The following is a 25,878-nucleotide window of genomic DNA, read 5'->3' as shown; positions in this document are numbered from 1 at the left end:
GTGTGACAGAAGGTCCTTTATGGCAAGTCCTTGTTTCTTTGTCGTAAAAATACCCCGTTAGGCGCTATCAGACTTTCGTCGCAGGCACGGGCGGTGTCACGCTGCGCCGGGCCACAGCCTCGCGCCATGTGATGAAACTGATCGAGGCCATGATGATTGCGCCACCAAACACGACCCAGCCATCCACCGCTTCGCCAAAGGCCAGCGCGCCTAAAAGGACCGCCCAGACCAGTTGTAGAAAGGTCACCGGCTGGGTGACCGTCAACGGGGCGGCAGCAAAGGCCAGCGTCATCGTGTAATGTCCCGCTGTGGCAAAACAGGCCACAAGGAACAGCCAGCCCAGCTGCGGCAATGTCGGCGTGACCCAGACCGGCAGCGCAAAGGGCGCAAGGCCGATGGTCACTGTGACCGAAAGCATGCCGACGATCACAATGGGCGACACCTCATCCGACAGTTGCTTGGCGATCAGATAGCCCGCCGCGAAACATAGCGCCGTGCCCAGCATGGCGATATGGCCCGGTTCAATCACCTTCACCCCTGGGCGCAGAATGATCAGCGCGCCGATAAGGGCAACGACCACAGCGGCCAGACGCCGGGGGGGCAGTTTTTCACCCAGAAACAACGCAGCGGCGAGCGTCACATAGATGGGCGACAGGTAATTCATCGCCGTAACCTCGGCCAATGGGATGCGGGCCATGGCAAAGAACCACAAGATAACCGCAATCGTATGCGCCATCCCCCTTGTCACGAACAGGCCAATCTGTCGGCGGGTCAGCCGCGCCGCCAAGATCGGCTTGATCATCGGCAACAGAAACCCAAGACCCAGAACATAGCGCAAGAAGGCAGCCTGCGCGGCGGGCAACACATCACCCACATGTTTGACAACGGCGGTCATTGCCACGAACAAAAGCCCGGTGACGACCATCCACATGATGCCCACCACGGGCCGCGCATTCTGAGAAACCTGCATGGCGTCTCCGTTGCATCTGAACAGGGTAAAGACAAGCCACGCCCGTAAAAATCTACTGGCGATCACGCGCGTCACGTCATAACACTATGCCATGAAAATTCTCTTTCTTGGCGACGTCATGGGCCGTGCTGGCCGTGCTGCAATCACCGCAGACCTGCCACGGCTGCGCGCCGAATGGCGGCTGGATTTCGTTGTGGTCAACGGCGAAAATGCAACATCTGGCATGGGGTTGTCCGGCGATCATGCAAAGCTTTTGTTTGATGCTGGGGCGGATGTGGTCACCCTTGGCGATCACGCTTTCGACCAAAAAGACATGCTGACCTATATCGAAAAGGAACCGCGCCTGATCCGGCCGCTGAACTTTTCCAAGGCGGCGCCCGGTGCGGGCGCAAGGATTTTTACCGCAACGGGCGGGCGCAAGGTCCTTGTAGCGCAGGTGCTGGGGCAGGTTTTCATGAAGCGCGCCTTTGATGATCCGTTTTCAGCGCTGGATGCGGTGCTGCGGCAATATCCGATGGGCGGTCAGATCCAGGCCAGCCTGATTGATATTCACTGCGAGGCGACGTCCGAAAAAATGGCCACCGGCCATTTCTGTGACGGTCGGGCCAGCATTGTGGTCGGCACGCATACCCATGTGCCAACGGCAGATGCGATGATCCTGCCCGGCGGGACAGCTTATCTAAGCGATGCGGGTATGTGCGGCGATTACAATTCAGTCATCGGGATGGAAAAGACCGAACCGCTGCGCCGCTTTATCACCGGTATGCCCAAGGCACGTTTCTCCCCCGCAACGGATGCGGCGACGCTGTCGGGGTTCTATGTCGAAACCGACGACCGCAGCGGCAAAGCCACGAAAATCGCCATGGTGCGACAAGGTGGCCGTCTGGCCCCCGCAGGACCTGCATGAGGGCGCTTGCCCTGCACAAAGCAACCCCTAAGATTGCGTGCCATGGGTGAACTGATCCAACTGACACAGATGCAAGAGGCCCTACTGACCATGGCCGTGGTCGCGGGTATGTTTGTTCTGTTCCTGCGCGACAGCTACCCGACAGAGGTTGTAGCGATGATCGGCATGACGATCCTGCTGGTCACCGGCGTATTGCGCTATGAGGCCGCAATCGCAGTGCTATCCAACCCCGCCCCCTGGACCATCGCGGCCATGTTCATCATCGTGGGGGCGCTGGTGCGCACCGGCGCGCTGGATGCGATGACCCGTCTTGCCCAGCAACAGGCCCGCAAAAGCCCGGCACGGGCCATCGGCGGCGGGCTTGTCTTTGTGGCGCTGGCCAGTGCGATCATGAACAACACGCCGCTTGTCGTCGTGATGATCCCGGTCTTTGTGCAACTGGCGCGCACATTGGGCACCTCTGCCTCCAAACTGCTGATCCCGCTTAGCTATGCGGCCATTGTTGGGGGAACGATGACCTTGCTTGGCACCTCGACCAACTTGCTGGTCGACGGGGTGGCGCGGGCATCAGGGATGGAACCTTTTGGCATCCTTGAAATTCTGCCCATCGGCGTTGTCGTGGTCATCTGGACCTTTGCCTATCTTTATATCATGGGGCCGCGTCTGCTGCCCGACCGGTCCAGCATCGCCACGATGCTGTCAGACCGATCCAAGATGCGGTTCTTTTCCGAGGCCGTGATCCCCCCCGGCAGCAACCTGATCGGACGCGAGGTCACCGGCGTGCAATTGTTCAAACGCGAAGGCGTGCGGCTGATTGACGTGATCCGGGGCGATACCTCGCTCCGGCGGAACCTGAAGGGTGTGACCCTGCAACTGGGCGACCGGGTCGTGCTGCGCACCGCGATGGCGGAGCTTTTGTCACTGCAAAGCAATAAAGAACTGCGCCGGGTCGATCAGCTTTCCGCGGTCGAAACCACAACGGTTGAGGTGCTGATCACACCGAACTGCCGCATGGTTGGACGGCGCATGGGATCGCTGCGGCTACGGCGGCGCTATGCGGTCTACCCGCTGGCGATGCACCGGCGGGACGCAAATATCAGCCAGCAAATGGACGATATCGTGGTGCGGGTGGGTGACACGCTGCTGCTTGAAGGCACCCCGGAAGATATCCAGCGACTGGCAGAGGATATGAACCTGGGCGACGTGTCCAAACCATCCCAGCGCGCCTATCGGCGCAACCACGCGCCCTTGGCAATAGGGGTGCTGCTGGGCGTGGTGATCCTCGCCGCGCTTGGGGTCGCCCCGATCCTGATGCTGGCCATGATCGGCGTCACGCTGGTACTGGCGACCGGCTGCATCGATGCAGAAGAGGCGTTTTCCCATATTGATGGCCGCCTGCTCGCACTGATTTTTGCGATGCTCGGGGTGGGGTCGGCGCTGCAATCGTCAGGAGCAGTCGCGATGATCGCCGACACGCTTTCCCCCGTGATGATGACGCTGCCGCCGTTTTTCATCGTGCTTGCGGTCTATCTGCTGTCCAGCATCCTGACAGAGCTTGTGTCAAACAACGCGGTCGCCGTGGTGATGACACCGGTTGCCATCGGCTTGGCAACTGCGCTGGGGGTTGATGCAAGACCACTGGTTGTTGCAGTGATGATCGCAGCCAGCGCCAGTTTCGCGACCCCCATCGGCTATCAGACCAACACGCTGGTCTACGGGCCGGGGGGATATAAATTCACAGATTTCCTGAAATTCGGCATCCCGCTGAACCTGTCGCTCGCGCCCATCGCATCATTCGTGATCCCGCTGATTTGGCCGCTGTGAGGTTGGGTTTAGCGAACGACGATTGAGGCACGAAAGACCTCGTCCCAAACCATCACAGCCGCGCTTTGAGCACATCAACACTCAGATGTGGAACCGGTTAAAGCTCTCTCGGCGCTGCTGAATTTATCACGCAATTACAATTTCTTACCCCTGCTTTCTTCAAAGTAAGAGCAAGGATTGCGCGCAATCTTTCAAAAGACAAAAAGAAAGCCCGCTTATCAGAACGACGAACCCAATTGAAAGCACCTTTGCCAGCGTCCGCCCTGACGGCTCACGAACAAGTCGAATCTGCTTCTATCATGCCAAGCGTTTCCGCCCGAGACGTAGTGCTGGTACGTGAGTGGCCCGTAAGTGTGTTAAGAAAAACCCAATACAGACACAGCGTTGAAAGAGGGTTTTCAAAGAGAGCTATGCCGTTTCTAGGCACGCCGGTTTCTAAAGCTGTTGCTCACCGAGCATCCGCGATCTCTTCTGACTCTGCCAACAAGCGTTTCGCGGCGGCCCCTGGTGCGGTGCCCCAAACGGCGATCCAGCGGTAGAAGATGGGTGTCAGGAACAGGGTGAAGACGGTTGCAAAGCCAAGCCCGCCCACAATGACCCAGCCTACGGCGATACGCGCCTCGGCGCCTGCGCCGGAGGTCAAGATCAGGGGCAAGCCGCCAAAGACTGTCGATACCATCGTCATCAGCACGGGCCGGATGCGCAGCCGCAGGGCATCGCGGATGGCGCTGTCGATGTCCGCACCGGCTTCGCGCAGCTGATTGGCGAATTCGACGATCAGGATCCCATTTTTGGCCATCACCCCAATCAGCATCACAAGCCCGATTTGGCTGTAGTAGTTCAAGGATCCACCGGTCAGCGAGATCGCCAGAATGGCGGCGGCAAGGCCGAAGGGGACCGTCATCATGATAACGACCGCGCTGGCGAAACTTTCAAACTGCGCGGCAAGCACCAAGAGCACCACAATCAAGGCCACGCCAAACACGGCATACATGCCCGTTGCGGTGTCATCCAAGGTTGCGGCCTCACCGGTGAACGTGATCCCCATGCCATCGGGCAGTACGTTTTCTGCGATGACCAGCAGTTGCCCCATTGCGGTCGACAAATCGACGCCATCGCCCAAGTTTGCCTGTAATGAGACCGCCAGTGATCCGCCCAGACGTTCGATCTGCGCTTCACTGACCACCGTAACCAATGAGGCCACTGCGGAAAGCGGTATATAGGCGCCGCTGTCAAGCCGGATCGACATAGAGGCAATGTCAGAAGGGTCGTCGATGGGCGGGCCGCCCGGCACAACATTCACGTCAATTTCGGTGTCATTGAAAAAAACGCTGACAGGGACGTTGCCTTGCACCAAAGCCCGCACAAGGCTTGTCACGTCAGTGCTGTTCAACCCCATGTCGCTGGCCGCGACGTCATCAACTGTGACCTCAAGCTGCGCGTCGACGCTGTCGTTTGAGAGCTGCGGGTTCAGGAAGGTGTCGTCTTGTGACATCGCCGCGACAAGATCATCAGCGGCGGCGGTCATATCGGTGACGTTATTGCCAGTGACGGCAAAGCTAAGCCCGCCACCCGCGCCCCGAATGTTCAGGCTGTTGGTTGACCGTGCGCTTACCTGTACGCCGGGCACCGATGACAACTGGCCACTGATTTCGGTGATCAGCTCTTGCTGGGTGAACTCGCGGTCCTCCCAATCGGGCAGGCGCACCACGATAAAGGCGCTGGTGCCGCCGCCCACGCCAATGATGCTTTGCACTGCGTCAATCTGGCCGTTTTCGATATAAGGCGCGAGGGTGTCCTCGACCAAGATGATCTGCGTGTCGAGGTAATCAACGGTCGTGTCCGAGGCCCCGCGGGCCTGTACGAGGAAAAAGCCACGGTCTTCGGTTGGTGTCACGGTGGACGGCAATGTCATGGCCGCGCCAAATGCAATCATCGCAAAACCCATCGCCACGGCGAGTACGATCATTGGCGTGCGAATGGCGAAATCCATCACCTTGTCGAACCCACGTGCAAGGGAGCCTTGCTTGGCTTCTTGCGCATCGGCTTGCGATTTTCCGGGGTCCAGCAAGGCGGCTAGAACGGGCGCAAGAGTGAGCGCGGTGAATGACGACAATGTCACAGCAAAGGCCAGCACAAAGCCGAATTCGGAAAACACGCCGCCCGCCTGTCCGGGCAAAAAGGAAATCGGGATGAACACGGCAGCCAATGTTGCCGTTGTCGAAATCACGGCAAAGAACACCTCGTTCGTGCCAGCGGCGGCGGCGGCAAAGGCACCCATCCCGGATTTGCGTTTGCGCACGATGTTTTCGATCACAACGATGGCGTCATCCACAACCATCCCTGTCGCCAAAACCAGCGCCAAGAGGCTGATTGTGTTGACAGAAAATCCCGTTAGCCAGATCGCGGCCAGTGTGCCGATCAAGGCCACAGGGATCGTGATGGCGGGGATCAGCGTGGCGCGGGGGGAGCGCAGGAACAGGAAAATCACTGCGATGACAATCACGGTCGCCATTAGGATGGATTTCACAACCTCGTTGATCGAACCTTCGATGAATATCCCGTCATCGGAGGTCACCAATAGTTCTACGCCATCGGGCAGCTGACTGCGCAATTCGTCCACGGCGAGACCGACATCGCGCGAAATTTCGAGCGTGTTGCCGACGGATTGCCGCGTAATATCAAGACCAACGGCCGTAACCCCATTTACGCGCGAATAGACGCTTGTATCTTCGGGGATCAGTTGGACGAATGCGATATCGGCCACTTGTGTTGTATCATTCACCGGCAAATCGTTGATCGTCGCAACGGTGACCTCTTCGTTGCCAACCCGCAATGCAAGGGTCTGGGTTTCTGTGGAAAGTGAACCCAAGGCGGTATCGTCACGCAGTTGCGCCAAGGCATTCGAGACGTCAAAGATCGTCAAACCGCGGCTTAACAACGATGGTATGTTCAGCGAGACACGGAATTCATTGGCCCGATTTCCACGCACGGAAACCTCGGCGATGCCGTCGATCAGGGACAGGCGTTCATAGATCGTGCCCTCGGCGATCTGTGTAAGCTCATCAAAGCTGGCGTCGCCCAGTAGGGCTAGCCGGATGATCGCATCCGCGTTGCTGTCGCTTTTGCTGACGCTTGGGTCGTCGATATCGTCAGGCAGCGACCGCAACGTATTGGACACGATTTCGCGCGCCTCATTCGCGGCCACATCTACATCGGTGCCATCAGACAGATCAATCGTGATCCGGCTTGATCCCGTGCTCGAGGTCGATTCAATATAAGACATGCCCTCAAGCGCGCTGAGCGCATCCTCGAGCACTTGGGTGACTTCGGTATCGACCGTGCTGGCGACCGCCCCGTCATATTGGGTGCGCACCGACAAAACCGGCTGATCCACATCGGGCATTTCGCGAATATCAACGCTGTTCAACGCGGCAAGGCCTGCAATGATAATCAGCAGATTCAAAACGATCCCAAGGATCGGGCGCGCGACGAATGTGTCGGCGAAACCCGCTTTACGCGCGCTCTTTTCGAAGCTCATGCGCCTTCGCCCCTGCCGGTTTGTGTCGTTTCGATCTGCGCCCCATCCCGCAGTTTGGACGCGCCTTCGGTCACGATCTGCGCACCGATGGGCGCGTCCGTTTCAACCCAGACCTGATCGCCGTCGCGGTAACGGATGGTGACAGGCACCCGGCTGGTTGTGCCATTTTCAGCAACCCAAATGCCCGCGCCAGTGCGATCCCAGGTGATCGCTGTGGATGGGACCACTGGCATGGGGGCTGTCTCTTCTGTCATACGCACGGCAAAGGTCATACCGGACAGTAACATGCGATCGGTATTGTCAATTTCGGCCTGTACCGTTGTGCTGCGGGTGACGCTGTCAAGGCGGCTGTCAAAGGACGTGATCGTCCCTTCGAATACGCGCCCCGTGAATGTGGGGGTCGATACGAAAACCGGTTTGCCTTCGGCCAATAACCCGATGGAACGTTCAGGCACTTCGAATTCCGCCAAAAGGGTTGTAGAATCATCAACCGTCACGATCAAATCACCGGTCGATACCCTGTCGCCGACGTTGATGTCACTCAGCCCAAGGCGTCCGGAAAACGGCGCGCGGATTGCGCGGTTCTCAAGCGCGATTTCGGCCAGGCCGACGTTGGCCTCTGCCAAGCGCAAGGCGACTTCGACCTCTGACAGGGCCACATCGGTGACAACAGAGCTTCCATTGCTATGCAACCCTTCGTAGCGTGTGACAGTCGCCTGCGCCTGATCACGGTTGGCCTGTGCAATTTCGAGGGACAGCCGTTCTGACCGGTCATCAAGTTGCAGGATGACATCGCCTTTCGCGACCTCTGCATTCGCGCGCAGTGCGGTTTCGACAACCTCACCGGCCTCTGTAGCGATCACATCGACGCGGCGCAACGAGACCGCGCCGCCAATTGTCCGCAGCACGAGGGTATAACTGCGCTCTTCAAGCGGGGCGACGACAACCGTTGTCGTGCGGCCTTGGCCCCGCGGCCCCGCGTCCGGCCCACCCGTTCGGCGCGCATCCTCGGCCTGTGCGCCGCCCCAGATTTGCGTAATCTGGTCAGGAATGCCGAAAGCCACATTATAGGCACCTGCCAGTACACCCAGTGAAAGAAGGATAACAGTGAATTTCTTCAAAATCTTACAAGCTCCGAAAGTTTTGCCGCTCTGCGGTCAGCGTAGGGTGAATTGAGGTGTCGTCTGGTTCACGCCATGCGTTCCATGACGCCGTCTTTTTGGATCATCCGGTGATAGACGACTGCAAACAAAATATGCCCAAGGATAACAGCAGCGAGGGTCCACCCCAGTTCGCCGTGCCATTCAGAAACGGCCTGCGTCCACGCAATCGCCGTTTCACGGGCGGGGACGATAGACATGCCAAAGTAGCTAAGCCCCCGTCGGCCGCCCGCAGCCGCGACAATCCGGACCAGAGGCACGACGACCATCAGACCGTAAAGAACAACATGACCCGCCTTCGCGGCCCCGCCAATCTGCCCGTCATGCGCAGGCCGGTTACGCAGGTTCCACAGCCCCCACGCGCCGCGCAACACCACCAACACGAAAAGCGTGATGCCGAGATCGGTATGAAAGCTCCATAGCGTTTCGCGCAGAGTGTTCTCACGCGGCAATGCCCAGTGTGCCGCAGCAGAAGTAAATTGAGCGGCGAACAATGCAGCCATGCCCCAGTGAAAGACGCGGCTAATAAGCCCAAACCGATCTGGGCTGTCTGATAAATTGGTCATGCGCGTGTTCACCTAAGGTTGCTTTGGTTGTTCTACGGACGCGTAGACCCTTTCCGTCGCTCTAACCCAACTTTTTTCGAATTTTCTGACCTTACTGCGATGGGCGGAGGTGGTCGCGAAAATTCGGACCAGTTGTGACCACCATTCTTTAAAAATTTTTGCACAATCGAGTTTCTGAAGAGTAGCGGACTGACAAAGAGACATCTCAAGCTTTAACTGAAACGGTAGCCCTTGCCGGCCTGTCTGCGTGTCCAGTTAATCTCTTGGTGCGTCATCCCAACGCTGGTCGAGAATACGGTGACGGTCCCCTTCGGTATCTTCGTACTGTGACGCCCGCATGGTCCACAGAAAGCCGACCAAGCCAAGAAGACCGAGGCTGACGGAGACCGGGATCAAGACGACAAGGACGTTCATCGAAATTTCCTCAGGGCGTTGAGTGAAACAGTCACCGAGGACGTAGACATTGCAATGGCTGCGAGAAAAGGGGTCGCGAGCCCCGCGAGTGCGATAGGCACGGCGATGATATTGTAGACAGCGGAGAACCAGATGTTCTGCCGCATTCGCCGAACGCCCGCTCGGCTGACCCGCAACAGGTCGGCCAGCTTCGTCAGTTCTGCTGTCAACAGAACCACGTCTGATGCTGCTCGCGCGGCATCAAGCCCCGAACCGATCGCAGCCGAGGCATGCGCGACTGACAGCGCGCCGGTGTCGTTCAACCCGTCGCCCACCATCAAAACGCGACGCCCTGCAGACCGCTGGGCGCGAACCCATGTTGCCTTGCCATCGGGGGCCAACGCGCATTCGACCGCATCAAATTTCAAGTTTCTGGCGACCCGGCGACAGGGTTCTTCGCTGTCGCCTGACAGTAGGGCGACCGCCAGACCTGACTGGCGCAGCTGAGCGATAGCAGAGGCTGCATCTGCGCGAACTTCTTCACGGAATGCGAAGAGAACAGTATTGCCGTCGCCCTTGTCCAATCCCACACCGTCGCCCGTGACCCCAATCCAGGAAGGGCGACCAAGGCGGACCTTTCGACCCGCAAAGGCCGCTTCGATCCCAAGGCCGGCCTGCTCGACGATATCGCTGGCGTCGACCGGCGCGATGTTCCGGGCTTTCGCTGCAGCGACAAGCGCTTTGGAATAGGGGTGCGCCGATGTTGCTGCCAGTGTGACCGCGAGCGCCAGATCTGCATGGTCGTATGTCCCCTCCAGACGGGCTTCACCTGTCGTCAGCGTGCCTGTCTTATCGAACGCGACCAAGTCGATCTCTGCCAGTCTTTCGAGCGCCGTCCGGGACTTAACCAGCAGGCCCTTGCGGAACAGGCGCCCGGTCGCAACGACGGATACGGCCGGAATGGCAAGGCCCAATGCGCAGGGACAGGTGATGACCAGAACGGCAATGGCCACGTCGGTGGCATGCCATATGTCGCCGGTCAGGTGCCACCAAACGGCAAAAGCACCGAGACCCATAATGTGGACAAGTGGCGCATAGGCCCGCGCCGCCCGGTCAGCGAGCCCTTTAAAGCGGGACCGCTGCATCTCGGCGGTTGCGACCAGTTCGGCTAACTGGCTGAGCGTGGTGTCATTGCCGGCACGGAGAACCCGGACCCTGAGAGGGCCTGACAGGTTCACCTCGCCCGCAGATACCGTGGCACCCTTGGTCACCGAAAAGGTCACGGACTCGCCTGTCAGCGCGGATCGGTCGATGTCACTTAGCCCGTCCACGACGGTGCCGTCCGCCGGAAGCCGGTCGCCGGGGCGGACCAGAATCATGTCACCAGCGCACAGGCTGTCCGCACGCACCACGCGTTGTTGATCCACCGCCAGCAAGACGGCTTGCGGAACATTTAACGCGGCAAGTTCGGCGGCGGCGGAGCGTGCGGCGCTTCGCCCGGCATGATCAAGGGTGCGACCGATCAGCAAAAAAAAGGTCAGCGCCAAGGAGGCGTCGAACCAGCTGTGTCGGTTCGCCCCTTGCAGCGCACCGATGAGAGAAACGATAGCCGCAAGAAGTATCGCGAGCGAAATAGGGACGTCCATGTTGAGACGCCCATGCCTGAGCGCCCCAAGCGCAGAGCTGAAGAATGGCCTTGCAGAATAGACGACGGCGGGCAAGGCGATGGCGGCCGAGATCAAGTGAAACAGTCGCTCGGTCGCATCGGCCGCACCCGACCAAACCGCCACTGACAAGAGCATCACATTCATCATCGCGAACCCTGCCACACCCGTGCGCAGGACAAGGCCACGCATCTCGTCGCTTTCGCCTGCGAGCAAGCCCTCGTCGAGGGTTTGCGCCCGATGCCCGACGGCGGCAAGGCCCTCAATAAGTTCGGCCGCGTCGAGCGCCGCCCCCCGGACCAGCGCTTGCTTGCGAGACAGGTTGACCCGCGCATCATACACGCCGGGCAGCGTTGCAAGAGCGGTTTCAACCGATGCAATACACCCGGCACAGTTTATGTCGGGCAAATGCAGCAGGATGCTTTCGGACGGCGCCTGCGCTGCGATTTCGACAGCCATATCCGCGGCACCAGCGCAGGCGGGACAGGCGGCGGTCATTGCGCGACCTCGAAAAGCAGGGATTGGGCGAACGGTGCTGCGCCGGATGACGTCCGCAAATCCAAACGCCAGCGTCCTGGCGCCAAAGCAATTTGCGCTTCGCCCAGTGCGTCAAAGGCAAGGTCAGCGTCGTCGGCCCGTGTGGTGGGCCGACCAATGATCGCGCTGAATTGTGCGGGGTCGATGCGCGTGCCGTCCTGTTGTTCTACTCTGAGCCGCAGAATTCCACTGTCATAAGCGGCATGTGTTTCCCACCCAAGCGCATCTTGTGCGGCGCGGCGGGCATCGAAACTCTGGCTTGCCACATATGAATTGGCAACTTCGAGACCAGGGAAGGTGCGAACTGCGTTGACGGCCAGCGTAACATTGACGCCGATGATGACGCCAAAACCGCCGATGAACATGGCAAGGACGTGCAATCCGCTGAGTGGTCTGCCGGTCATCGTGCATCTCCATTAAAACTTGTCGCGACCGAAGCGGTTTCGCCTGTGGTCGGATCCGTTACGACAAAGTCGATCTCTGTCCGGTCGATACGCGCGGCGGGCACGTCCGCTGGGGCGGTGACGTAGACCCGGATCAGACGTTGCGTGTCAGCCTGTACAGTGAAGGTCCCTATGTCCTCGCCTTCGACATCAAGGGTCAGCCTATCCCCGCTATTGAGGCTTAGCTCTATTTCATGCGCCTCGCCAAGACGGTTACGCACCCGCACGTCATACGCGTTGCGGATGCTGCCGTCTGACAGTGTGACAAAGGACGGGTTACGGACCGGCGAGACGGTCAATTCCAGCATCGGGCGCAGAAACAGCGCCACGAGCAGTGCAACGCCGATGGCGGACCACAAACCGAAATAGATCAGGTTGCGCAGCCGCAGCACGTGTCGCCAAAGCGATTGTGGGGCACCTCCTGCCCGTTCGCGCGGGGCGTCGGATAGCGCGAGATAGTCGATCAGTCCGCGCGGGCGGCCGACCTTTTCCATCACTTCGTCGCAGGCATCGATGCAGAGCGCGCAGGTGATACAGGCCATTTGCTGGCCATCGCGGATATCAATACCCATCGGGCAGACATTGACGCAGGCGTTACAGTCAATGCAGTCGCCCGGACCCTTGCCTGCCTGGGGTTCATCCGGACGAATGACGCCCGTTGCGTCGCGATACTGCATCGGGACCACCGGTGAGCGCCCGCCGATCTGCGGCCCCGCAGCGTTGGTGATTTCCGTCTCGGCGCTCTGCCGCTTGAGCCCCTTGCCTCGCGGCTCTCCGCGCCAGTCGCGATAGGCGACCGTCAGTGTGCCGTCGTCCATCATTGCGCCTTGGATGCGGGGCCAGGGGCACATGTAGATGCAGACTTGTTCCCGCATGAAGCCACCAAAGACAAAGGTCGTAGCCGTCAGGATTGCAATCGACGTCCACGCGACGGGCGCGGCGCGCAAGGTCAACAGATCACGCAACAGCGTCGGCGCATCGGCAAAATAGAAAACCCAAGCGCCCCCTGTCGCGATGGAAATTGCCAGCCAGATCGCCCATTTCGTGACCTTCAGCTGCCACTTCCGCGCGCGCCAGGGCGCCTTGTGCAGGCGCAGCCGTGCATTGCGGTCGCCCTCCACCCAGCGTTCAACTGCCAAAAACAGATCGGTCCAGACCGTTTGCGGACAAGTATAACCGCACCAAACCCGGCCAAGGGCCGCCGTAAAGAGAAACAGGCCGAGCCCGGCCATGATCAGCAGGCCCGCGACGAAGTAAAATTCGTGCGGCCAAATCTCGATCCAGAAAAAATAGAAGCGCCGGTTAGCAAGGTCGATCAGCACCGCCTGATCCGGGAGCGACGGTCCACGGTCCCAGCGTATCCAAGGTGTGACGTAATAGATGCCGAGAGTGAGGACCATGATTTGCCATTTTAGGCGCCGGAAGGCACCCGAAACCCGCCGGGGAAAAATCGGTTCGCGCGCGGCATAGAGGGAGTTTGGCTGATCGCTCATGAAAGATGGGTTCCTGTTCGCTTGGGCGTTTCTGCCCGATCGCAAAGAAAGGCGCGTTGACCTGTATCAATTGACTCCCTGAAACGGTTCGGGCGGCAACAGTGCAAATGCCGCCCGCGCATGCACCATCGGCATCTGGCGCGAAAAGAGGCGATGGCGCTACTCTTGCGCGCCATCCTCCGGGGCGGCGTCGGTCGCGACTGGTGCCTCTTCTATCGACGTATCGGTCTCGCCCTCTCCGCCGCCCAGTTGGTGGACATAGGCAGAAAGCGCACGCACGCCCGGCTCGCCCAGCCGGTCCCCCCAGGGCGGCATGACGCCATACGGCCCATCCGAAATCAGTCTGGTCAGGCTTTGGTCGTCAGAGGCATAGAGCCAGATAGCATCGGTCAGATTGGGCGCCCCGAGATCACGATTGCCCAGTCCGTCGTCTCCATGACAGGATGCGCAGTTGTCGCCAAACAGCGTTCCGCCTTCGCCGCCAAGAGGGGCAACCCCATTGGGTAATGCCTGAACATGCGCCACAAGGGTGGCAATCTCGGCGCGTTCCAGTAGGTCGCCGAAAGCTGGCATTTGACTGAACCGCGCGTCGGGATCTTCCTCATTTCGGATGCCGTGCCGTACTGTCAGGGCGATATCCTCGATGCGTCCACCCCACAGCCAGTCATCGTCCAGCAAATTCGGATATCCGACTGCACCCGCCGCACCGGATCCGTGACATTGGGAACAATTGTTACGAAATAATGCGGCACCGGCCTGCACTGCGTAGCGATGCAGCGCCTCGTTCTCGGCCAGCACGCGAAGATCTGTCTCGACCAGCGCGGCACGCAGTTCGGCATGGCTTGCTGTCACCGCATCTATTTGCGCCGCGACATCCGCCCGCTGTGACCATCCCAGAACACCGCCGGTCGCGCCCTTTACCAGCGGCAAGGCCGGATAGAGGATCGCGTAGATCAACCCCCATACGATCGTGGCATAGAACGTCCAGAGCCACCAACGTGGAAGCGGGTTGTTGTACTCCTCAATCCCGTCCCAACTGTGGCCGGTCGTCTCGACATTGCGAGGGCTGTCCTTCTTATCAACCATTAGAGCCCCTCCTTTGCGGTGTCCGCGCGTCGCTTATCGCAATCCAAATGGGTGAGCCGGGGCGGCCCCGCCGTTTCGCGGAAGATGGACCGCGCGGCATCATCATGAAGCGGTCGGCTGCCCGGTCTCCAGACCCACAGAAAAGCGCCGACAAAAAACGCGAACAGGATCAAAAGCGCCCAGCTGTCGGCGAACGCGCGCATCAGAGTGTAGGTATCATGCATCGCATTGTCCTTAGCGGCTGGCATCGGCGATGAAGGTCGAAAAATCGACCGTCGTGCCGAGCATCTGGAGATAGGCGATCAGGGCATCCATCTCGGTTAATTGGGGCTGACCATCGAAGTTGCGCACCTGCGCGCCGGGGTAGCGTTCAAGTAATCCATCCCAATCGCCGAAGGGATCGACCTGAACGCGGAAATCCGCAGCCGCTGTGTCGATCATTTCATCGGTGTAGGGCACGCCGACGAATGCGTGAGTCTGCAGCAAATCCTCGATATATTCGGCGTCGATGGAGGTGCGCAGCAGGTAGTCATATTTCGGCATGATGCTTTCGGGCACCACGCTTTGTGGATTGATGAAATGATCGACATGCCATTCATCCGAATAGCGCCCCCCCACACGGGCGAGATCCGGTCCGGTACGCTTGGAGCCCCACTGGAAGGGGTGGTCGTACATGGACTCGGCGGCGAGGCTGTAATGGCCGTAGCGCTCCACCTCGTCGCGCATCGGCCGGATCATCTGGCTGTGGCAGACATAGCATCCCTCGCGGATGTAGATATCTCTGCCCGTCAGCTCCAACGGGCTATAGGGGCGCACACCCTCGACGTCTTCGATGGTATTTTCCAGCCAGAAAAGCGGCGCGATCTCGACGATGCCGCCAATCGTCACGACGAGAAAGGAGAACACAAGAAGCAGCGATGCGTTGCGCTCAATGGTGCCGTGCCTGTCGAGAAGGGTCGTGTGCTGCGGTAATTCATTGGGAATGCCGCCATCGCCCAGTTGAACAACCTTCGGGTCATCTTGGGGGGGGGCGATGCTATCGTTGTGCTTTGTCATTATCTTACTCCGCAGGTACGGCGGTGGTTGTGGCGCTTAACGCTGGCCCGCGGATCGTCATCCACATGTTCCAGACCATCAGAAGCGCCCCGGTCAGGTAAAAGACGCCGCCTATGGCGCGGACCACATACATCGGGAACTTGGCGGCGACAGTGTCAGCAAAGGAATTGACGAGGAAACCCTGATCATCAACTTCGCGCCACATAAGGCCTTCCATGATCCCGGTGACCCACATCGAGGCCGCGTAGAGAACGATGCCGATCGTCGCGAGCCAAAAGTGCCAGTTGATCGCCGCGACCGAATACATCCTGTCTCGGCCCCAAAGTTTCGGGGTCAGGAAATAGAGGCAGGCGAAGGTGATCAGACCGTTCCAGCCAAGCGCACCAGAGTGCACATGCCCGATGGTCCAATCGGTATAGTGGCTGAGCGAATTGACGGCGCGGATCGACATCATCGGACCCTCGAACGTACTCATCCCATAGAAGGCCAGTGAGGCCACGAACATGCGGATGATCGGATCGGTCCTGATCTTGTCCCAGGCACCTTCGAGCGTCATCAGCCCGTTGATCATGCCGCCCCATGAGGGCATCCATAGGATTATCGAAAATACCATACCAAGCGTCGATGCCCAGTCGGGCAGCGCAGTGTAGTGCAGATGGTGGGGACCGGCCCAGATATAAAGAAAGATCAAGGCCCAGAAGTGGATAATCGACAGCTTGTAGCTGTAGATCGGCCGGCCTGCCTGCTTGGGCACGAAATAATACATCATGCCAAGGAACCCAGCCGTCAGGAAGAAGCCTACGGCGTTATGGCCATACCACCACTGCGTCATTGCATCCTGCACACCAGCAAATACCTGCACCGATTTCGCACCAAAGATGGACACGGGAATCGACAGGTTGTTGACTACATGCAGCATCGCCACAGTGACGATGAAGGCGAGATAAAACCAGTTCGCGACGTAGATGTGCGGCTCGCGGCGTTTGACGAGCGTTCCGAGGAAGACGGCAAGATATGCGACCCAGACGATGGTGAGCCAGATATCGACGTACCACTCCGGCTCGGCGTATTCCTTCGACTGCGTCGCGCCCAGAAGGTATCCAGTGGCGGCAAGCACGATAAAAAGCTGGTAGCCCCAGAAAACAAACCAAGCCAAATTGCCACCCCAAAGCCGCGCGGCACTGGTGCGCTGAACCACATAAAAAGATGTGGCGATCAAAGCATTGCCGCCAAAAGCAAAGATCACTGCGCTGGTGTGCAATGGCCGCAGGCGCCCAAAATTAGCATACCCTTCGGACCAATCGAAGTTGAGCTCGGGGAAGGCGAGCTGGAAGGCGATAAAGGTCCCGACAAGAAATCCGGCGATACCCCAGAAGGCCGTCGCGATAACGCCCGCGCGAATTGGCCCATCCATATAGCCGGACAAGTCTGGATTCGGGGTAGGCTCGTCGAAACGACGAATCTCCCAAATGCAAAGTGCCGCCGCGATGACCATCACCAGAAGCGCGTGAAACGAATAGGCCAAGTCGCGGCCCCAATCCGCAGCAATTGCAGCCAGCAGGGCCACAATGGCCAATGAAATCATCCTGAAAACAGCCATACAACCCTCGCTCCGGTGCGCGCGCCGCAAACAAATGGGAGCGCCTGTCGACGGGGTTCTGCCATGCAGCGGACTGGTTAGCTTTGATTTGGATCAATTCATGCGACCGTGTCGCCACCAAGCGTTACAAAGGCAGGAGCGCATCGTGCCCCGAGAAACGATAGCCAACCAAGTTTAGCTGAGACGAAAGCGATCCTACCTTCCGCCAAACTGGTCGAGTGCGAAGCGACCCTGCACCATATGACAAGCCGGCCCGCAGGATCAGGCAGCGTTCACTTCTTGATCGAAGTAGTGCAGACTTGGTCTAAATTTCCGATCACTGCCAAGTGCAATCATGTACGCTTCGGCCGCAAATAAAATTAACCTGAAAGTACAAATCGAATGACTCCAGTCGCCTTATGAATGCAAACGACAACCGAGTATCAAAGTTCGAACAGGCTGTCTGTCCGCCCAGCTTGTCGCGCCATTGGAGGCCTATCAAAATTGCTCTGCCCCTGAAAACAAGTCGGAATCCTAAAATGCGATATATCAGCGACCCGCAATCACGCACGGTTGAAGTGTGGCGCTATCGGCATCATGTTCCTTTTGATCAAACGTGACATTGGTCGGCTGATACAGCGGAAAAGCGACATGAATATAGATTTTGATTCTTGGCCCATCAGCCGCACCACGGCATTCACCCATGTCTATGGCTTCGATACACAATCACTTTCCCTTTTATGGACGCGCGGGCAATCAGACGGTGATATGCAGCCTGATCTCGCAGCGGCGGCTTTACAGATTTGGCGACAGCTGCCCGCAGCCGGGAATATCTGCACGCTTGCTGTGCATGGCAAAGAATACTGCCACGTTGTGTCCAGTCAGGGGAACCTCGTTATTCAAGGTACCGCATCGCTGAATCTTGGGCTGCTTCTGCCGCGATTGGTGAAGCTTCCGACCCATCCTGTTGCGGCCCCTGCCCTGCCCGATACGACAACCATGCAGAAAGAACGCACCGTTTTATGGCGCATTCTGGAACGGATCGGTTGCTGTGAAATCCCTCGCCGTATCGCACTGGATATCGGTGGTGCGATCACGATCATTGACGCCGCGCCGTGCGGGTTCAACTTGGTAGAAGGATGCCGCAACCTGACGGAGCTTTGCGATATGGTTTGTAAAGCGGTCGAGGCCGGAGCGGTTGTACAATACAGCCTGCGCGATGATCCCGCGAATGGCGACATGACCTGGCAAATCGCCGACTTCGTGACTGCGGCGAATGGGGCGCAACGGAACGCAGACGGCGGCTGGCGTTTTTCGCCTGACACCTGGCCGCTCTCTTGCCCGCAGGATGCCCGGTTCGACCAGCTCAATACTGCGCGTGGCATCGCCACAGCATGCCTGCAAGGCGCGGGTAAGACAGGTGCGACCAAGATGACTTTGTTCGGGTCAGCAGGCGACACATTGGTTAAAATTCAGTTCCGGAGTGACGAAACATCGCTAACCTTCGCGAATTCCAATGTCGCGACTGTCCTTTAAGCCAGCCCAGCTTGAAATCGCCATAGTATGACCACAAATAACTGCGAGCACAGCCGTGTGTGTGAACGGGTGTCTTTTGTGAGTGTAGGTAGTAAGTGTCTTTCGATTATTCTCTCGGCGGTTTTCAACAACCGACCGATCAGCCGTTGCCCATTGCGGCCAAGCAAGTACGTAGTGAGCTTGATTCCCTTTCTTTGATCTTGTCACGCATGCAGCAGTATGTTGTCCCGGATGCGCTTCCGGAAATTGCGGCACTGCAGAGTGAAATCCGGGATTTCGCCGTCAGGGTTTCACTGGTCGGTCAGGTAAAGGCGGGCAAGACTGCGCTGACCAATGGTCTGATCAACCGGCCAAAGCTGCTGCCCTCGGATGTGAATCCGTGGACCAGCGTCATCACGTCCGTGCATATCAACGCGGCCAAATCCACGCCTGACAGCGCCATTTTTACATTCTTCACCGAAGAGGAATGGAAGAACATGGTCGAAATCGGCGGGCGCCTTGGTGAAGCAGCGCAGCGTGCCAATTTTGAGGATGAACTGTCCGACATCCGTGCGCAGATTGAACTGATGCAATCAAACGCGCAGCGGCGACTGGGCAAGAATTTCACTTATCTTCTTGGCAATTCGCACAAATTCGCAGGCATCAATGCCAAGCTAATCAAGCGCTACGTCTGCCTTGGCGAGGAAGAGGAAGGCCTGACCACATCTGAGGGTCGGTTTGCCGATCTGACCAAATCGGCGGACATCTATATCGCCGATCCGCGCTATGATCTGCCAACCGTTATCCGGGACACGCCCGGTGTCAACGACCCGTTTCTGGTGCGTGAAACAGTCACGCTGGACAGCCTGTCGGATTCCGACATCTGTGTGATCGTGCTTAGCGCGCATCAAGCCTTCACCACTGTTGATATCGCATTGATGCGCATTCTGATGGCGCTCCGCCAAGAGCAGATTGTCCTGTTCATCAATCGCATTGACGAACTGTCCGACCCGGAACGCCAAGTCCAGGAAATTGAAACTTACATCCGCTCCGCCCTCGCCGATCAAGGCTTGCAAAAAGACCTCCCGATCATCTTTGGCAGCGCCCGTTGGGCACGCGATCAGCATGAGGCGAAAGAAGAGCAACAAGACGCCAACGCGCAGGACATGTCGGGTCTGAATGCGCTGCGCCAGATCATTGAATACAAGGGCGCAGAGACTGTCGGCATCCCCCTGCTGAACAAAATCCAACAAAGCGCGCTGGACACATGCAGGCAGTCCATCCTGCTGTTGCAGCAATCGCGCGACAATGCGACGCCAACGCGCGCAGATTTGAACCGTGAAGAGCTCGCCAAAGATTTGGCCTATCTGGTGACACAGAGCAAAGCATCCTTTCAAGCAATCGCCAAGCAATGTCGCCAGCAGGTCCTTTACGATATGTCCGCCGCCTATCTTGCTTTTATCAGCGACGAAAAAAGGGCGATTGACGCGATCGTATCAAAAGGCGGCAAAACCGGCGACTGGTCTGCCGACACTGAAAAACTGCGGCGCGCACTGAACTCGGCCTATGCAGCTTTTGATACGGCGGGTCGTGACGCGGTGAAGGCCGTCTTTGCGGATAGCGCCAAGATGATTTCGAAGTTCTATGACCGTATTCTCGACGCTGACAGTCAGTTTCTGACAATCCTGGCCCCTACCCCTGCCCCGGCACCAATGCCGACATTGCTGATGCAGTCGATGACCATCGACATCACTAGCAACTGGTTCGAGACGTGGTTTTCAAAGGGGCGCGGCAAAGATGCGTTCGTCAAACGCTTTGAAGACGTGGCCGGCGATGAAATGCGCGCAACAATCAAAGACATACAAGACATCTACATCGCAGATTTCATCAAGGCGGCCAGTGATCAATTGCACGGCTTCATCGCCGCGCATGTCAGAACGCTGGAAAACCTTGCCGAAATCGACGGCCCACAGCAACGATCAGAGATCCGCAACCAGCTTGGACTCAACGATGAAATCAAGGCGCGCCTCGATGGGCTAAATGCGATTGTCGCAGAGCTTGATATCGAGAAGGTCGACTGATGCCGGATCACACCGACGGGACGGACCGCCTTGCGCTGCAGATGGGGGCGTGGTTCAGCCAACGCCCGGTCTTTGCATTGATGGGCGAGTTCAGCGCTGGGAAATCGACCCTGCTCAACGTGCTGCTTGGGCAGTCGTTTCTGCCCGCGCGGGTGACCGCGACAAAGCTGCCGCTGATCTGGCTGACCCATGGACCCGCGCTGTCATGGCAGGGTTTCGGGGCGGATGGTCACGCCGATCCTATTGCACATAGTGCACCCAGTTGGGACATGCTGGAAAATTATGCGCTGGTGCGTATGACACATGACAGTCCCCTGCTGGAACGGTGCGACGTGGTGGATACACCCGGCATATCCGATCCGCGCATCGCGGTTGGATCACTACGCATCATCGAAGATTTCATCGACTTTGCCGTCTGGTGCACTGCGGCCAATCAAGCATGGCGTCAGTCAGAAAAAGCCGCGTGGAAGATGCTGCCAGAAGGGCTTCGTGAAAACAGTTTGCTTGCAGTGACGCGCACCGACCAGCTGGATGACCCCGCCAGCATCGGCAAGGTTATCAAACGGCTGCAAAAAGAGACCGGCCCGCTTTTTGGCGGCATCCATCCGGTGTCATCAACACGCGCATTAAGCGCAAATGCAGCAGGCGCGACAACCGATATGCAGGTCTGGCGCGATAGCGGTGCTGCCGAGTTGCTTAAGGCGATCAGGGCGGCCGTTGCGCGTGCTCAAACAGCCTGTGACGCACGCGATACGGTTGAAATGGAGCCCGCAACAGGTGATCCGAAAGCGGTCGCTCCGGCCACAGAACTGTCGGAAGATGACGCAAAAGCTGACTTACGCGCGCAGCTTTCAAAGCTACAAGCTGACATTGCATCATCAGACACAAAAGCCAAACTTTTAGCCACAATTGAACACGCTGTGGACTTATTGCGCGCAAAGAAGGGCGTCGACGACACGCATCTTCGCGTGCTCGTTGCGGGTTTATCGACGCGTAGTTTGAGTGACCTCGCTTTTGAGCGAGTGAAGATTCAGTTGGAGCAAGAAGTTGCGGATTTTACAAAAGGTGCTTGGTGTCGGCTCAACGAAACCGAAACAAGACCGGGCGACTGACGAAAACGCGGCGCTAACACACGAAACCAACCCCAAGTTAACGAGTAAGGAACACACCATGGCAATTGATATTTCTGGACTGAGCGACATCGGCGGCTTCATCGGCGCATGTATGGTCGATAGTGAAACCGGCCTGATGATGGCGTCTGAAGGCGGCGGCAAATTCGATCTGGAGGCAGCCGGTGCCGCCAACACAGAAGTCGTAAAAGCAAAGCTTTCCGCGATCGAAATGCTTGATCTGGATGATCATATCGACGACATCCTGATCACCCTCGGCAAGCAGTTTCACTTGATCCGCCCGCTTGAAAAATCCCCGAAAGTCTTCCTTTACGTCGCATTGGACAAGAAAGCGGCCAATCTGGGTATGGCACGCGTTCAGGTCAAAAAAGTCGAGCAATCCATTAGCCTTTAATTGGCGCTATGGCATCTGGTGCGGGCGAATTTCGCCCGCATCCATAGGGTTTTCGATAAGAACACCGCGGGTCGCTAAAGCCCAAAGATGTCCGAATAGGATATAGCGCGCCCAGTAAGGGCCTTCCCCATCCACAGAACAGACCACCCATTGGAACCCTGATTGCCTCAGGACAGTTCCTTTATCAGTCTGGTAACATCCCGTGGATACGAAAATATGAATCATGCCAAGTCAGCCCCGCGCATTGCCATTATCGGCGTCGGACCCAGAGGCTTGGGCGCGCTGGAGGCATTGGCAGAAAAATTACCCCCCGACGACGCCCCATTGACTATAAATCTTTTCGATCCGTTTCCGGCCTGCGGGGCTGGGCCGAATTTCGACCCGCAAGAAAGCCCGAGCTGCCTGCTGAATATCCCGATCCGCGACATCGCGATCCGCGCACCGACGTTCTTGCGCTGCGGAAATTTCGCCGAATGGCTAAGTGAAACACCCGATCCCGACAGCTTTCCGACGCGCGCCGATCTGGGCCGCTATTTAGAGGCCCGTTTGGAGGATGTGCTCGATCACGACAGTCTGCATGTCAGCCGCTCTACAAAGCCGGTGGAGGCGATTGATCATACTGACGATGGTTGGATGCTGCGCGTCGATGGCCAGCAACACGGCCCCTACGCCGAGGTTCTGCTAACACTCGGCCAACCCGATGTCGTCCCGGATGACCAATGGGCGGAATGGCAGGATCATACGCAAAATGCGGCGGGTACGCTCGCCAATGCGTATCCCGCGTGGCAATTGCAGGACGCTGCGGCGGGTTGGTCAGGACAGGTCGTGGCGATCCGGGGTCTGGCCTTATCCGCCTTTGATATCATCCGCGTGCTGACACAGGCGCAGGGCGGGGTGTTCGCGGATGGGGGGTATCAACCGTCAGGCCGCGAACCGGCCAGCATCCTGCCGTTCTCGCTCGACGGCAAGCCCCCCTTTCCAAAACCCGCGACAGAGGCGCTGGACGCAAGATTCACCCCCCGCCCCGAAGAAACTGAAGCGTTCTCTGTTGCGATCACCGAAGCCGCAAATGTGACACCTGATAGCGTTCCCTACCTGATCAATACAGCGCTGATCCCGGTGGTGACACGCATCCAGCAGGAATGCGGCGCACCCACCGATCCTCAGGATGTGGCAGACTGGCTAGACACAGAATGGTCAGCACCCGGCGATCAGGAAACTGGCGGCGCCCATGCCGTTCTGCAGCAAGGCATCGCGCTGGCCGAAGGGGCAACCCCTCCCACCATCGGATACACGATCGGGCAAATATGGCGGAAATGGCAGGATCAGCTGCGCGTCGGCTATAACCCCGCCGAGACACCGCCCGAAACCGCGAAAGTCATCGTTGGATTCGATGAAGGGATGAAACGCTACTCTTATGGTCCACCGCTATCATCCGCCCTCGAATTGGCCGCGCTGAACGATGCAGGGATTGTCGACCTAGACTACACCGCTGATCCCGATATCGCGCTGGTAGAGGCTGGATGGACGCTGACCTGTGATGGGCAGGTTCAGACAGCGTCGGTTATGATTGACGCCGTGATGCCCGCGCCCGATCTGGAAAAGATCACCGCACCGCTGGTGAACGCGCTCCTGAAGAGCGGACAGTTACACCCCATTTCAGAAGGGTTTGGTGCAAACATCGCGGCGGATGGCAGTCTCATCGCAGAGGACGGAAACATCGCGCCGGGGCTGTGTTTGTTGGGACGGCTGGCGCTTGGCAGCGTGATCGCTGTGGATTCACTGCATGATTGCTTTGGTGCGGCCAGTGACCGCTGGGCCGAAGGCGTGGTCGGGCGGCTGGGAAATTAGTAACAGGCGGCGGGCTGTACCCGCCGCCCATTGCGGTTAGTCGGCCACTTCCAACGGTGTATCGTCCGTGACCGGCAGCGATGGATCGCCATGATTGCCAGTTTCCAACGCTTGACGCACACCCGCCTCGTAATCCGGGTGGACCTTCTTCAGCACCGCCAACCAGCGTTCTTTCACACTGTCTGACACTGGTGCCATGCCGCCCGCCATATTCTTGTGCAGGCGGTCACGCTCATCGTTATTCAGCACCTCGGCATAAAGCGCGCGCGGCTGGACGTAATCAATATCTGATTCTTCCTGCTTAAAGCGGGCGGCCACAGCCTCTGGATCGATCCGCAAGGGCGGCTCTGTCACGCTTTCATCCGCCACCGGGCCGTCATACTGGTTCGGCTCATAATAGGCGTTCGGATTGCCAAAATCATTGGTGAAGAACCGCATTGACCCGTCTTTGTGATAGTGGTTCACCGGTGCATTCTTGGGTGCATTCGCTGGTAGTGCCTCGTAATGGGTGCCGATGCGATAGCGGTGCGCATCCGCATAAGAAAAGACCCGCGCTTGCAGCATTTTGTCAGGCGAAAACCCAATGCCCGGTACGATGTTATTGGGGTTAAAGGCCGCGTTTTCGACAAGCTGGAAGTAGTTTTCAGGAACGGTATCCATCGTCACCTCGCCGACCTCAATCAGGGGGTAATCCCCATGCGGCCAAACCTTCGTCAGATCGAACGGGTTGAAAGGTGTTTCCATTGCCTCTTCTTCGGTCATGACCTGAATGAACAGAGTCCATTTGGGAAAATTGCCCGCCTCGACCATATTCCACAGCTCTTCCGAATAGCTTTCGCGCGTCTGGCCAATAATCTCGGCCGCTTTGGCGTCGCTGTACCATTCATGGCCCTGATGCGTGCGGAAATGGAACTTGACCCAGTGGCGTTCACCTGCGGCGTTCCACATCGAAAACGTATGGCTGCCGTAGCCATTCATATGGGCAGGGCTGCGCGGAATGCCCCGGTCAGACATCAAGATCGTGACCTGATGCACACTTTCCGGCTGCCCGGCCCAGAAATCAAACATCGCTTCGGGGCTGCGCATGTTGGTTTTGGGGTGGCGTTTTTGTGTGCGGATGAAATCAGGAAATTTGAACGCATCGCGAACGAAAAAGACGGGTGTGTTGTTGCCAACCATATCCCAATTGCCTTCTTCGGTGTAGAATTTCAGGCTAAAGCCCCGCACGTCACGTTCCGCATCAGCAGCACCGCGTTCGCCCGCGACAGTCGACCAGCGGGACAGCATTTCAGTCTCTTTCCCGATTTCGGAAAACATCTTGGCGCGGGTATACTTCGTGACGTCATGTGTGACGCGGAATTTTCCCTGAAGACCCCAGCCCTTAGCGTGAACCACACGTTCCGGAATACGCTCCCGGTTCTGATGAGCCAGCTTTTCCATCAGGTAGTGATCTTCCATCAACAGCGGACCACGCGCCCCGGCCGTCTGCGAGGTTTCATTTGTGGGATATGGCTTACCCGAGGATGAGGTGAGAGTTGGCTTCTTTGTCATGAGGCTACCTTTTTTCTGAAAAATGGGTGGCCGGCCTTGGACCGGAACGCAAAAACCAACACGCACACATTGGCAAAAGTTCCGAGATCAGCCCCATTCCGTGGGGTACGATCGCACTATCCCTGCTCGGGAATAGG

20 protein-coding genes are annotated in these 25,878 nt (G+C 58.1%); 7 read left to right on the top strand and 13 right to left on the bottom strand.

All coding sequences use genetic code 11. The features are described 5' to 3' along the window. Positions 1-67: 67 nt before the first annotated feature. On the bottom strand, positions 68-970 hold the full coding sequence (locus ACJ5NV_RS05905) for a DMT family transporter (RefSeq protein ID WP_411642708.1): 903 nt from the start codon (positions 968-970) through the stop codon (positions 68-70). Between the two features lie 91 nt (positions 971-1,061). Here ACJ5NV_RS05905 and ACJ5NV_RS05900 point away from each other — a divergent pair, with 91 nt between their 5' ends. Continuing rightward, positions 1,062-1,877: a TIGR00282 family metallophosphoesterase gene (locus tag ACJ5NV_RS05900; protein ID WP_411642707.1), complete on the top strand. Its 816-nt coding sequence runs from the start codon at positions 1,062-1,064 to the stop codon at positions 1,875-1,877. Between the two features lie 42 nt (positions 1,878-1,919). Continuing rightward, positions 1,920-3,701: an SLC13 family permease gene (locus ACJ5NV_RS05895; protein WP_411642706.1), complete on the top strand. Its 1,782-nt coding sequence runs from the start codon at positions 1,920-1,922 to the stop codon at positions 3,699-3,701. A 448-nt stretch (positions 3,702-4,149) separates the two neighbouring features. Here ACJ5NV_RS05895 and ACJ5NV_RS05890 read toward each other — a convergent pair whose 3' ends face one another. The 11 genes from ACJ5NV_RS05890 to ccoN form a co-directional block, all read right to left on the bottom strand. After that, a complete protein-coding gene (locus tag ACJ5NV_RS05890) occupies positions 4,150-7,242 on the bottom strand; it encodes an efflux RND transporter permease subunit (protein ID WP_411642705.1) in 3,093 nt (1,030 codons plus the stop codon). Continuing rightward, the gene (locus ACJ5NV_RS05885; RefSeq protein ID WP_411642704.1) at positions 7,239-8,363 is read right to left on the bottom strand and encodes an efflux RND transporter periplasmic adaptor subunit; all 1,125 of its coding nucleotides are present in this window, start codon (positions 8,361-8,363) and stop codon (positions 7,239-7,241) included. The genes ACJ5NV_RS05890 and ACJ5NV_RS05885 overlap by 4 nt, the downstream gene beginning before the upstream one ends. A 68-nt stretch (positions 8,364-8,431) precedes the next feature. Further along, positions 8,432-8,968, bottom strand: a complete 537-nt coding sequence (locus ACJ5NV_RS05880) for a cytochrome b (RefSeq protein WP_411642703.1) — start codon at positions 8,966-8,968, stop codon at positions 8,432-8,434. Between the two features lie 255 nt (positions 8,969-9,223). Beyond that, on the bottom strand, positions 9,224-9,382 hold the full coding sequence (gene ccoS / locus ACJ5NV_RS05875; protein WP_411642702.1) for a cbb3-type cytochrome oxidase assembly protein CcoS: 159 nt from the start codon (positions 9,380-9,382) through the stop codon (positions 9,224-9,226). Continuing rightward, complete coding sequence (locus ACJ5NV_RS05870) at positions 9,379-11,523, bottom strand: heavy metal translocating P-type ATPase (RefSeq protein ID WP_411642701.1); 2,145 nt, start codon at positions 11,521-11,523, stop codon at positions 9,379-9,381. The genes ccoS and ACJ5NV_RS05870 overlap by 4 nt, the downstream gene beginning before the upstream one ends. Continuing rightward, positions 11,520-11,966, bottom strand: coding sequence for a FixH family protein (locus ACJ5NV_RS05865; protein ID WP_411642700.1), 447 nt, complete (start codon positions 11,964-11,966; stop codon positions 11,520-11,522). The genes ACJ5NV_RS05870 and ACJ5NV_RS05865 overlap by 4 nt, the downstream gene beginning before the upstream one ends. After that, complete coding sequence (gene ccoG / locus ACJ5NV_RS05860) at positions 11,963-13,498, bottom strand: cytochrome c oxidase accessory protein CcoG (RefSeq protein ID WP_411642699.1); 1,536 nt, start codon at positions 13,496-13,498, stop codon at positions 11,963-11,965. The genes ACJ5NV_RS05865 and ccoG overlap by 4 nt, the downstream gene beginning before the upstream one ends. A gap of 159 nt (positions 13,499-13,657) precedes the next feature. Then, positions 13,658-14,584: a cytochrome-c oxidase, cbb3-type subunit III gene (gene ccoP / locus ACJ5NV_RS05855; protein ID WP_411642698.1), complete on the bottom strand. Its 927-nt coding sequence runs from the start codon at positions 14,582-14,584 to the stop codon at positions 13,658-13,660. Next, complete coding sequence (locus ACJ5NV_RS05850) at positions 14,584-14,808, bottom strand: cbb3-type cytochrome c oxidase subunit 3 (protein ID WP_411642697.1); 225 nt, start codon at positions 14,806-14,808, stop codon at positions 14,584-14,586. Before ACJ5NV_RS05850 ends, ccoP begins: the two co-directional genes overlap by 1 nt. A gap of 10 nt (positions 14,809-14,818) precedes the next feature. Beyond that, positions 14,819-15,640: a cytochrome-c oxidase, cbb3-type subunit II gene (gene ccoO / locus ACJ5NV_RS05845; protein ID WP_411642696.1), complete on the bottom strand. Its 822-nt coding sequence runs from the start codon at positions 15,638-15,640 to the stop codon at positions 14,819-14,821. A 4-nt stretch (positions 15,641-15,644) separates the two neighbouring features. Next, entirely contained in the window at positions 15,645-17,240 is a 1,596-nt protein-coding gene (ccoN, locus tag ACJ5NV_RS05840) for a cytochrome-c oxidase, cbb3-type subunit I (RefSeq protein WP_411642695.1), read from the bottom strand. 630 nt (positions 17,241-17,870) lie between these two features. On the opposite strand from ccoN, the gene ACJ5NV_RS05835 reads away from it, so the two are divergent. From ACJ5NV_RS05835 to ACJ5NV_RS05815, 5 genes are all read left to right on the top strand, one after another. Further along, positions 17,871-18,755, top strand: coding sequence for a hypothetical protein (locus ACJ5NV_RS05835; protein WP_411642694.1), 885 nt, complete (start codon positions 17,871-17,873; stop codon positions 18,753-18,755). A 209-nt stretch (positions 18,756-18,964) separates the two neighbouring features. Then, positions 18,965-20,815 carry a dynamin family protein gene (locus tag ACJ5NV_RS05830; RefSeq protein ID WP_411642693.1) on the top strand — a complete coding sequence of 617 codons (1,851 nt, stop codon included), beginning with the start codon at positions 18,965-18,967 and terminating at the stop codon, positions 20,813-20,815. After that, positions 20,815-21,927: a dynamin family protein gene (locus ACJ5NV_RS05825; protein ID WP_411642692.1), complete on the top strand. Its 1,113-nt coding sequence runs from the start codon at positions 20,815-20,817 to the stop codon at positions 21,925-21,927. The genes ACJ5NV_RS05830 and ACJ5NV_RS05825 overlap by 1 nt, the downstream gene beginning before the upstream one ends. A gap of 58 nt (positions 21,928-21,985) precedes the next feature. Beyond that, positions 21,986-22,339 carry a roadblock/LC7 domain-containing protein gene (locus ACJ5NV_RS05820; RefSeq protein WP_411642691.1) on the top strand — a complete coding sequence of 118 codons (354 nt, stop codon included), beginning with the start codon at positions 21,986-21,988 and terminating at the stop codon, positions 22,337-22,339. 216 nt (positions 22,340-22,555) lie between these two features. Then, entirely contained in the window at positions 22,556-24,190 is a 1,635-nt protein-coding gene (locus tag ACJ5NV_RS05815; RefSeq protein ID WP_411642690.1) for an FAD/NAD(P)-binding protein, read from the top strand. Positions 24,191-24,226: 36 nt separating this feature from the next. Here the strand turns inward: ACJ5NV_RS05815 and ACJ5NV_RS05810 are convergent, their stop codons facing one another. Further along, positions 24,227-25,741: a catalase gene (locus ACJ5NV_RS05810; protein ID WP_411642689.1), complete on the bottom strand. Its 1,515-nt coding sequence runs from the start codon at positions 25,739-25,741 to the stop codon at positions 24,227-24,229. Positions 25,742-25,878 lie beyond the last annotated feature (137 nt).

Origin of the sequence: Loktanella agnita, from assembly GCF_046640325.1 — a bacterium.
In the GTDB taxonomy this organism is placed as follows: domain Bacteria; phylum Pseudomonadota; class Alphaproteobacteria; order Rhodobacterales; family Rhodobacteraceae; genus Yoonia; species Yoonia agnita.
This window is presented reverse-complemented; position numbering and strand designations above follow the sequence as displayed.

Coding starts and splice junctions, on each gene's coding strand:
- ACJ5NV_RS05810 (WP_411642689.1), bottom strand. CDS start 25,741: ATGACAAAGAAGCCAACTCTCACCTCATCCTCGGGTAAGCCATATCCC.
- ACJ5NV_RS05835 (WP_411642694.1), top strand. CDS start 17,871: ATGAATATAGATTTTGATTCTTGGCCCATCAGCCGCACCACGGCATTC.
- ccoN (WP_411642695.1), bottom strand. CDS start 17,240: ATGGCTGTTTTCAGGATGATTTCATTGGCCATTGTGGCCCTGCTGGCT.
- ccoG (WP_411642699.1), bottom strand. CDS start 13,498: ATGAGCGATCAGCCAAACTCCCTCTATGCCGCGCGCGAACCGATTTTT.
- ACJ5NV_RS05900 (WP_411642707.1), top strand. CDS start 1,062: ATGAAAATTCTCTTTCTTGGCGACGTCATGGGCCGTGCTGGCCGTGCT.
- ACJ5NV_RS05895 (WP_411642706.1), top strand. CDS start 1,920: ATGGGTGAACTGATCCAACTGACACAGATGCAAGAGGCCCTACTGACC.
- ACJ5NV_RS05865 (WP_411642700.1), bottom strand. CDS start 11,966: ATGACCGGCAGACCACTCAGCGGATTGCACGTCCTTGCCATGTTCATC.
- ccoP (WP_411642698.1), bottom strand. CDS start 14,584: ATGGTTGATAAGAAGGACAGCCCTCGCAATGTCGAGACGACCGGCCAC.
- ACJ5NV_RS05830 (WP_411642693.1), top strand. CDS start 18,965: ATGCAGCAGTATGTTGTCCCGGATGCGCTTCCGGAAATTGCGGCACTG.
- ccoO (WP_411642696.1), bottom strand. CDS start 15,640: ATGACAAAGCACAACGATAGCATCGCCCCCCCCCAAGATGACCCGAAG.
- ACJ5NV_RS05850 (WP_411642697.1), bottom strand. CDS start 14,808: ATGCATGATACCTACACTCTGATGCGCGCGTTCGCCGACAGCTGGGCG.
- ACJ5NV_RS05880 (WP_411642703.1), bottom strand. CDS start 8,968: ATGACCAATTTATCAGACAGCCCAGATCGGTTTGGGCTTATTAGCCGC.
- ACJ5NV_RS05870 (WP_411642701.1), bottom strand. CDS start 11,523: ATGACCGCCGCCTGTCCCGCCTGCGCTGGTGCCGCGGATATGGCTGTC.
- ACJ5NV_RS05825 (WP_411642692.1), top strand. CDS start 20,815: ATGCCGGATCACACCGACGGGACGGACCGCCTTGCGCTGCAGATGGGG.
- ccoS (WP_411642702.1), bottom strand. CDS start 9,382: ATGAACGTCCTTGTCGTCTTGATCCCGGTCTCCGTCAGCCTCGGTCTT.
- ACJ5NV_RS05890 (WP_411642705.1), bottom strand. CDS start 7,242: ATGAGCTTCGAAAAGAGCGCGCGTAAAGCGGGTTTCGCCGACACATTC.
- ACJ5NV_RS05820 (WP_411642691.1), top strand. CDS start 21,986: ATGGCAATTGATATTTCTGGACTGAGCGACATCGGCGGCTTCATCGGC.
- ACJ5NV_RS05905 (WP_411642708.1), bottom strand. CDS start 970: ATGCAGGTTTCTCAGAATGCGCGGCCCGTGGTGGGCATCATGTGGATG.
- ACJ5NV_RS05815 (WP_411642690.1), top strand. CDS start 22,556: ATGAATCATGCCAAGTCAGCCCCGCGCATTGCCATTATCGGCGTCGGA.